General features: G+C 70.4%; 8 protein-coding genes. 6 read left to right on the plus strand and 2 right to left on the minus strand.

Annotation, left to right across the window (positions count from 1 at the left end):
- Positions 1 to 13 precede the first annotated feature (13 nt).
- Positions 14 to 1,291, plus strand: coding sequence for a geranylgeranyl reductase family protein (locus V7793_RS28930; protein ID WP_190025357.1), 1,278 nt, complete (start codon positions 14 to 16; stop codon positions 1,289 to 1,291).
- Positions 1,292 to 1,366: 75 nt separating this feature from the next.
- Here the strand turns inward: V7793_RS28930 and V7793_RS28935 are convergent, their stop codons facing one another.
- Positions 1,367 to 2,389: a winged helix-turn-helix domain-containing protein gene (locus tag V7793_RS28935; RefSeq protein WP_336011828.1), complete on the minus strand. Its 1,023-nt coding sequence runs from the start codon at positions 2,387 to 2,389 to the stop codon at positions 1,367 to 1,369.
- Between the two features lie 351 nt (positions 2,390 to 2,740).
- The gene (locus tag V7793_RS28940; RefSeq protein WP_336011832.1) at positions 2,741 to 3,589 is read right to left on the minus strand and encodes a C40 family peptidase; all 849 of its coding nucleotides are present in this window, start codon (positions 3,587 to 3,589) and stop codon (positions 2,741 to 2,743) included.
- A gap of 730 nt (positions 3,590 to 4,319) precedes the next feature.
- Here V7793_RS28940 and V7793_RS28945 point away from each other — a divergent pair.
- From V7793_RS28945 to nuoE, 5 genes are all read left to right on the plus strand, one after another.
- Positions 4,320 to 4,679, plus strand: coding sequence for an NADH-quinone oxidoreductase subunit A (locus V7793_RS28945; protein WP_058047631.1), 360 nt, complete (start codon positions 4,320 to 4,322; stop codon positions 4,677 to 4,679).
- 10 nt (positions 4,680 to 4,689) lie between these two features.
- The gene (locus V7793_RS28950; protein WP_058047632.1) at positions 4,690 to 5,244 is read left to right on the plus strand and encodes a NuoB/complex I 20 kDa subunit family protein; all 555 of its coding nucleotides are present in this window, start codon (positions 4,690 to 4,692) and stop codon (positions 5,242 to 5,244) included.
- Positions 5,241 to 5,972 carry an NADH-quinone oxidoreductase subunit C gene (locus V7793_RS28955; protein ID WP_336011838.1) on the plus strand — a complete coding sequence of 244 codons (732 nt, stop codon included), beginning with the start codon at positions 5,241 to 5,243 and terminating at the stop codon, positions 5,970 to 5,972. Before V7793_RS28950 ends, V7793_RS28955 begins: the two co-directional genes overlap by 4 nt.
- Positions 5,972 to 7,294 carry an NADH-quinone oxidoreductase subunit D gene (locus V7793_RS28960; protein WP_336011840.1) on the plus strand — a complete coding sequence of 441 codons (1,323 nt, stop codon included), beginning with the start codon at positions 5,972 to 5,974 and terminating at the stop codon, positions 7,292 to 7,294. Before V7793_RS28955 ends, V7793_RS28960 begins: the two co-directional genes overlap by 1 nt.
- Positions 7,295 to 7,314: 20 nt before the next feature.
- Positions 7,315 to 7,918, plus strand: a 604-nt coding sequence (gene nuoE, locus V7793_RS28965; RefSeq protein WP_336011843.1) for an NADH-quinone oxidoreductase subunit NuoE, incomplete at its 3' end; no start/stop codon positions are given.

The following is a 7,918-nucleotide window of genomic DNA, read 5'->3' on the forward strand; positions in this document are numbered from 1 at the left end:
GGGAGAGCCGACCGTGACCGATACCGAACACTCCGCGGATGTGATCGTCGTCGGGGCCGGCCCGGCCGGGTCGACCACCGCGTACTACCTCGCCAAGGCCGGACTGGACGTCCTCCTGCTGGAGAAGACGGCGTTCCCGCGCGAGAAGGTGTGCGGCGACGGGCTGACCCCCCGTGCCACCAAGCAGCTCGTGGCGATGGGCATCGACATCTCCGAGGAGGCGGGCTGGCTGCGCAACAAGGGCCTGCGCATCATCGGCGGCGGCGTCCGGCTGCAGCTCGACTGGCCGGATCTCGCCTCCTTCCCGGACTACGGACTGGTCCGCAAGCGCGACGACTTCGACGAGCAGCTGGCCCGCAACGCGGTGAAGGCCGGCGCGCGGATGTACGAGCGCTGCAATGTCGGCGCGCCCGTCATCGACGACCGCACGGGCCGGATCGTGGGCGTCGAGGCGAAGCTCGGAGAGGAGAAGACCCCGGTCACCTTCCGTGCCCCGCTGGTCGTCGCGGCCGACGGCAACTCCTCCCGGCTGTCGCTGGGCATGGGCCTGCACCGCCGCGAGGACCGCCCCATGGGCGTGGCCGTGCGCACGTACTTCACCTCCCCGCGCCACGACGACGACTACCTGGAGTCCTGGCTGGAGCTGTGGGACCGGCGCGGCCCGAAGGACCGGCTGCTGCCCGGTTACGGCTGGATCTTCGGCATGGGCGACGGCACGAGCAACGTCGGCCTCGGCGTGCTCAACACCTCCGAGTCCTTCAAGGAGCTGGACTGGCGCGAGGTCCTCAAGGCCTGGTGCGCCTCGATGCCCGAGGACTGGGGCTACACCCCGGAGAACATGACGGGCCCGATCCGCGGCGCCGCCCTGCCCATGGCCTTCAACCGCCAGCCGCACTACACGCGCGGCCTGCTGCTGGTCGGCGACGCGGGCGGGCTGGTGAACCCGTTCAACGGCGAGGGCATCGCGTACGCCATGGAGTCCGGGCAGATCGCCGCGGACGTCATCGTCCAGGCCCACGCGCGCGCTTCGTACGCCCAGCGCGAGCTGGCCCTGCAGCGCTACCCGAAGGTCCTCAAGGACACCTACGGCGGCTACTACACGCTCGGCCGGGCCTTCGTGAAGCTCATCGGCAACCCGAAGGTGATGAAGATCGGCGCCCAGCACGGCCTGACGCACCCGCTGCTGATGAAGTTCACGCTGAAGATGCTGGCGAACCTGACGGACCCGCAGGGCGGGGACGCGATGGACCGCATCATCAACGGGCTGAGCCGGGTGGCGCCGAAGGCGTGACGCGCGGGCGCCGCACGGGCTTCCACCCTTCGGGTGGCTTCCGGACGCCCCGGACCTCCCGCTCCGGTCCGCTGATCACACCACCCCGTTGAGGAGCGCCTGTCCCAGCGGGGTCAGCGTGTGGTGCACGGAAGGACCCGTGCGGGTGGTGCTGAGCAGCCCCGCCTCCCGCAGCACCGTCGCGTGCTCGCTCGCCGAGGCCGGGGAGATGCCGGTGCGGCGGGCGAGCTGTGCGGTGCTGCCGCCCTCGGCCGCCGCGTCCAGCACGCGGGCGCGGGTGCGCCCGAGCAGCGCGGTCAGCCGCCCGGGTTCGCCCGGGGCGGCGGGGCGGGAGAGGACCGCCTGGTAGGCGGAGAGGTCGAGGGCGACGGGGTAGCACAGGTCGATCGGCGCCTCGTCGTCCGCGCTGTGGGCGCGCGCCGTGGGGTGCGGCCAGAAGAACGAGGGCGTGAGCGTCAGGCCGCGGCCCGCCAGGTGCACGTCGTGGAAGTCCCGGTGGAAGCCCTCCTTGTGCATGCAGGGCACGTGCAGCACGGGCGATTCCCAGCGCACGGTGGGGTGCAGGGTGGCGAGCAGGTGCTCGACGCCCTGTTCCGCGGCGGTGCGGATGCGGCGCGTGCGGTCGGCCTGCACGCAGGCGGTGACCTGCGACCAGTACGGGGCGAGGGCCGTCTCCCAGTACGAGCGGAAGGCCTGGTCGACGGTCCGGGCGGCCGGGCGGTCGGCGGTGTGCAGGTCGCCGAACCACTGCGGCACAGGGCGGTGGTCCAGCGCGCACTCCAGCTCGGCCGTCCAGACCTTCCGCGGCAGGGACCACACGGACTCCAGGCTCTCCGCCAGCGAGCCGGCCCCGTCCTCGGCGTGCAGGAACGCCTCGGGGAGGTACTCGCCCATGTTGGCCGGGGCGAGCTCCAGCAGGGGCCGCATGACCGGGCTCAGGCCGCGCTGGGTGCGGTGCCGCCAGCCGTCGAGGGCGATCCCGCCCATCCACCGGTTCTGCAGCACGGGCAGGCTCAGCGCCGCCTCCGCCAGCGGATCGGGGCCGGGCGCGAGGCGCACCCTGCCGAGATCTTCGGGGCCGAAGTGGATGCGTAGCACGGTGACCGAAGGTAGCGCCCCGGCGGTATCGGCCAACTGTCCGGATCTGGACAAATTTACGGGGAGCCCGGATTCGGTTCCCGCCGAAGGGCTTTGTCCCCGCGGCGACGGTGCTTGCAGACTTCACATACCGGGACGGGCGCTTCTCATGCGGCTCGGAGCGTGCGTCCCGGTACCGGGGGAGGCACGGATGTCCTGGGGGCGACGGGGGTCGCAGGGTGTCCGTGCGGGCAGGCCGCGCCGCGGGCCGTGCGGGGGACACGGCCGCCGGCGGGCATGCCGAAGGGCCGCCGTCCCGAGCGGTGGGACGGCGGCCCTTCGCAGGTGTGCGAGCCGCTGGGCGGTCCGGCGTCAGAGGACGCGGACGGCACCCGTGGGCGGGGAGTAGCTCATGTCGCGCTCGACGATGCCCGTGCTCGGGTTCTGCGCGCCGATGAACTTGCCGCCGCCGATGTAGACGGCCACGTGGTACGCGCTGCCGGCGGAGCCCCAGTAGAGGATGTCGCCGACCTGCAGGTTCGAGGTCGACACCTGGGTGCCGGCCGTCGACTGGTCCTGCGAGATGCGCGGCAGGTCGATGCCGATCTGGCTGTAGGCGGCCATGACCAGGCCGGAGCAGTCGTAGGAGGACGGGCCGGTGGAGCCCATCACGTACGCCTTGCCGACCTGGGCCCGGAGGAAGGAGACCAGGGAGGCGGTGCTGCCGGTGGCGGTGCCGCTGCTCTTGGCGGAGGACGAGGCGGGGGCGTCGGTGTCCTCGGAGTCCTGGGCGGCGGACTTGCTGCTCAGGCTCTGGCGCTCGGTGGCGCGGGAGGCGCGGGCCTCCTCCTTCTCGCGCTTCTCCTTGGCCGCGGCGGCCTTGCGCTCGGCCTCCGCCTTGCGCTCGGCCTCGTCGGCGGCCTTCTTGGCGGCGGCCTCGACCTTGCTGGTGGCCTCGTCCTGCTGCGCGCGGTCCTGGTAGTCGAAGGCGGTCTGCTGGGTGGCCGCCGCGCTCTGCGCGATGGACGTGGCCAGGGCCGCGTTGACCGCGGGCATCTCGACGGTCGCCTCGACGGGCTTCTCGGCGGCGGTGGCGGAACCGGCGCCGGCCACGGCCAGGGTGCTGAGGACGCCACCGGCAACACCAGTGCGGACGACCCACGACTGGGTGGCCGTACGACGGGGCTTCCGGTGGCTGGTTATGTGCGCGTTGGGGGACATGGGACAAGGGACTATCAGTCCGCGCAGGGTGAGTTCAATAAAGGTGACGTGCGTCACAATTGACGTGGACGCGCCCAGAGTTCGGGCATTTGATCACGGGAACATCACGGCGCTCCGCGGCCCGCCGATCCCTATCGGCCGCCTCAGCATGGGGTTTTGGCCATCGGTCATGATCGGCGATGGTCATATCACCATCACGGCTCGCGTGTCGAGGCTACCCCGCAGAACCGGCTCCAGACCCGTCCGGCGCGTGGCGCAGCTCACGTCCCGCCCGCCCCGTACGCGCTCTCGTGAACGGGGGCACCGGTCATCGCCCGGCGCGGCCTCCGGGGCGATGCCGGGTCAGCGAACGGCGCTCCTATATCAGTTGAAGGCACCGCGTGCCAATTTGTCTGCGCGCGGCATCTCTTGATAGTGCGACACCCCTCCGACCAGGCCCCGGGCGTCCGATTGTCACCTCTGGTGATCACTCGGGCGCTTCGCGTATGAAGATCGCCGCTCATCCGACTTGATGATCGTTCGTCAGGTGGTGGAGATCACAAACGCGGGTGTGTACCCCGTGTCGCAGATCACAGACCGGCGGGCATAGGATGCAATCGACCCGGGCTTGTGAACTGCCTCACATATCGGTGATCTTCGCGGCGATCTCCGGTGGTCGTCACCGTGGGCGGTGCGCCCGACCGGGTCCGGTAAGCCGGCAGTCAGCGTCGACTGGAAGGAGCGAGGAGCGGTGAACGCCTACGCGCCCATCCTCGTACTGGGAGCCCTCGGGGCAGGCTTCGCGATCTTCTCCGTGGTCATGGCCTCGCTCATCGGGCCCAAGAGGTACAACCGCGCCAAGCTCGAGGCCTACGAGTGCGGTATCGAGCCCACCCCGCAGCCCGCGGGCGGCGGGCGCTTCCCGATCAAGTACTACCTGACGGCGATGCTCTTCATCGTCTTCGACATCGAGATCGTCTTCCTCTACCCCTGGGCCGTCACCTTCGACGCCCTGGGTCTGTTCGGGCTCGTGGAGATGCTGCTCTTCGTGCTCACCGTCTTCGTCGCCTACGCCTACGTCTGGCGCCGCGGCGGCCTGGAATGGGACTAGGGGGCACCACATGGGACTCGAGGAGAAGCTGCCCAGCGGCTTCGCGCTGACCACCGTCGAGCAGGCCGCCGGCTGGGTCCGCAAGTCGTCCGTCTTCCCGGCGACCTTCGGCCTGGCCTGCTGCGCCATCGAGATGATGACCACCGGCGCCGGCCGTTACGACCTGGCCCGCTTCGGCATGGAGGTCTTCCGCGGCTCGCCCCGCCAGGCCGATCTGATGATCGTCGCCGGCCGGGTCAGCCAGAAGATGGCCCCCGTCCTGCGCCAGGTCTACGACCAGATGCCCAACCCCAAGTGGGTGATCTCCATGGGCGTCTGCGCCTCCAGCGGCGGCATGTTCAACAACTACGCGATCGTCCAGGGCGTCGACCACATCGTGCCGGTCGACATCTATCTCCCCGGCTGCCCGCCGCGGCCCGAGATGCTCATGGACGCGATCTTGAAGCTGCACCGGAAGATCCAGGGCGAGAAGCTCGGGGTGCACCGCGAGGAGGCCGCCCGCGAGGCGGAGGAGGCGGCCCTCAAAGCCCTGCCGTTGATCGAGATGAAGGGGCTGCTGCGGTGAGCGAGCAGGAACGGGTTCCCCCCGAGCAGGTTCCCCCCGAGCAGGTCCCCGCCCAGCGGGAGGAGTCCGGCGAGGCCATCCGCGTCCAGCACGGCATGTTCGGCGCCCGTAACGGCGGCGACACCTCCGGCTACGGCGGCCTGGTGCGGACCGTCCGGCTGCCCGGCGAGGCCACCCGCCCCTACGGCGGGTACTTCGACGAGGTGGCGGACGAGTTCGCGGGTGCCCTGGAGGAACAGGGCCTCCTCCCGGAGAACGTGATCGAGAAGACCGTCGTCGACCGCGGCGAGCTCACGTTCCACATCGCCCGCGAGCACCTGCCCCGCGCCGCCCGCACCCTCCGCGACGACCCCGCGCTCCGCTTCGAGCTGTGCACGGGCGTGAGCGGAGTGCACTTCCCGGGCGACAAGGGCCGCGAGCTGCACGCCGTCTACCACCTGCGCTCGATCACCCACAACCGGCTGATCCGGCTGGAGGTGAGCGCCCCCGACGCCGACCCGCACATCCCGTCGGTCGTCGACGTCTACCCCACCAACGACTGGCACGAGCGCGAGACGTACGACTTCTTCGGCATCGTCTTCGACGGCCACCCGGCGCTCACGCGGATCATGATGCCGGACGACTGGCAGGGCTTCCCGCAGCGCAAGGACTACCCCCTCGGCGGCGTCCCCGTCGAGTACAAGGGCGCCCGCATCCCGGCTCCGGACGAGCGGAGGTCGTACAGCTGATGAGCGCATCACAAGCAAGCCCGCGCGAGACGACGGAAGGCACCGTCTACACGGTCACCGGCGGCGACTGGGACGAACTCGCGGCCACCGCCAAGCAGGCCGACGACGAGCGCATCATCGTCAACATGGGTCCGCAGCACCCCTCCACCCACGGAGTGCTCCGGCTGATCCTGGAGATCGACGGCGAGACCGTCACCGAGGCCCGCTGCGGCATCGGCTATCTGCACACCGGCATCGAGAAGAACCTCGAATACCGGACCTGGACCCAGGGCACCACCTTCGTCACGCGCATGGATTACCTGACGCCGTTCTTCAACGAGACGGCGTACTGCCTCGGCGTGGAGAAGCTCCTGGGCATCGAGGAGCAGATCCCCGACCGCGCCTCGGTCATCCGCGTGCTCCTGATGGAGCTGAACCGAATCTCCTCGCACCTGGTGTGCATCGCCACCGGCGGCATGGAGCTCGGCGCCACGACGATCATGATCTACGGCTTCCGGGACCGCGAGCTCGTCCTCGACGTCTATGAGCTGATCACCGGCCTGCGCATGAACCACGCCTACGTCCGCCCCGGCGGCCTCGCGCAGGACCTGCCGCCCGGCGCCGTGGACCAGGTGCGCGAGTTCGTGAAGAAGATGCGCAAGAACCTGCCGGAGTACGACAAGCTCGCCACCGGCAACCCCATCTTCAAGGGCCGCCTGCAGGACGTCGGCCACCTCGACCTCGCCGGCTGCATGGCCCTCGGCGCGACCGGCCCCATCCTGCGCGCCACCGGCCTGCCGCACGACCTGCGCAAGTCCCAGCCCTACTGCGGCTACGACACCTACGACTTCGAGGTGCCGACCGCCGACACCTGCGACTCCTACGGGCGCTTCCTGATCCGCCTGGAGGAGATGCACCAGTCCCTGCGGATCATCGAGCAGTGCCTGGACCGGCTGGCCCCCGGCCCGGTCATGGTCGCGGACAAGAAGATCGCCTGGCCCGCCCAGCTGGCCCTGGGCCCCGACGGCCTCGGCAACTCCCTCGACCACATCAAGAAGATCATGGGCACCTCCATGGAGGCCCTGATCCACCACTTCAAGCTGGTGACGGAGGGCTTCCGGGTCCCGCCCGGCCAGGTCTACGCCGCGGTCGAGTCGCCCAAGGGCGAGCTGGGCGTCCACGTCGTCAGCGACGGCGGCACCCGCCCCTACCGCGTCCACTTCCGCGACCCGTCCTTCACCAACCTGCAGTCCATGGCGGCGATGTGCGAGGGCGGCCAGGTGGCCGACGTGATCGTCGCGGTGGCGTCCATCGATCCCGTGATGGGAGGCGTCGACCGGTGACGCATGACGTACAGCTCGGGATGCCTCAGCTTCCCGCGCCCGACTACCCCGCCGACGTACGGGAGCGCCTCGCGGCCGACGCCCAGGAGGTGATCGCCCGCTACCCCGACAGCCGCAGCGCGCTGCTGCCGCTGCTGCACCTCGTGCAGGCCGAGGAGGGCCACGTCACCCGCACCGGCCTGCGGTTCTGCGCCGAGGTGCTCGGCCTGACCACCGCCGAGGTCACGGCGGTCGCCACCTTCTACACCATGTACCGGCGCGAGCCCGGCGGCGAGTACCAGGTGGGGGTGTGCACCAACACCCTGTGCGCCGTCATGGGCGGCGACGCCATTTTCGAAGGACTGCGCCGCCACCTCGGCATCGGCAACGGCGACACCACCCCCGACGGCAAGATCACCCTTGAGCACGTCGAGTGCAACGCCGCCTGCGACTTCGCGCCCGTCGTGATGGTCAACTGGGAGTTCTTCGACAACCAGACGATCGAGAGCGCCAAGGCCCTCGTCGACGACCTGCGCGCCGGCCGCGGCGCCGATCCGACCCGCGGCGCCCCGCTGTGCACCTTCCGGGAGACCTCCCGCATCCTCGCCGGCTTCCCCGACCCCCGCCCGGGCGCTGTCTCTTCTC

The organism is Streptomyces sp. KLMMK (assembly GCF_036961605.1).
GTDB lineage: Bacteria > Actinomycetota > Actinomycetes > Streptomycetales > Streptomycetaceae > Streptomyces > Streptomyces telluris.